Raw genomic sequence first — 523 nt, forward strand, 5'->3', positions numbered from 1 at the left:
GTACGATATATGTTCAATAAAATAACTTAGCACATTTTATATTGTTATATAAATGTGGCTTCTTGTTAAACGAAACGAGATGAAATATTCTTTAATACAGATTTGAATTAAATGTAAAGGAGAAGATAATTATTATAAACTGTGAGTGGGTACTGTGTCCCATCTGTGGAAATAAAACACGTTTGAAAATAAGGGAAGATACTGAATTGAAGAACTTTCCTCTCTATTGTCCTAAATGTAGACAGGAAAATTTAGTTGATATAAAGCAGTTCAAGTTAACTGTGATTACAGAGCCAGACGCAAAGACGCAGAGCCGATAATCTGAGATTAGCATTCTCATTTTATCGGCTCTTTCTGTTTTATGTATTGTTATTATGATTAGTTTTTGATGTTTCTTGATTCATTGATACCACTAGCTAAGGCTTCAATCAACGATAGTTCTTTATCTGTGAAGTTATCCAGTAGTTTTTCTACCTGTAATCTTCGGGTACTTTTCGTCAGATCATTATGAGGTAAGAAAAAC

Annotated in this window: 1 protein-coding gene and 1 pseudogene; one reads left to right on the forward strand and one right to left on the reverse strand. The window is 31.9% G+C overall.

All coding sequences use genetic code 11. From position 1 onward, the window contains the following. Positions 1–152: 152 nt before the first annotated feature. A complete protein-coding gene (locus PsAD26_RS29165; RefSeq protein ID WP_002319681.1) occupies positions 153–320 on the forward strand; it encodes a cysteine-rich KTR domain-containing protein in 168 nt (55 codons plus the stop codon). Between the two features lie 58 nt (positions 321–378). Here PsAD26_RS29165 and PsAD26_RS29170 read toward each other — a convergent pair. After that, positions 379–523, reverse strand: a pseudogene (locus PsAD26_RS29170) (XRE family transcriptional regulator); the annotation flags it as partial.

This window comes from Pseudovibrio sp. Ad26, assembly GCF_001623285.1.
Lineage (GTDB): Bacteria > Pseudomonadota > Alphaproteobacteria > Rhizobiales > Stappiaceae > Pseudovibrio > Pseudovibrio ascidiaceicola.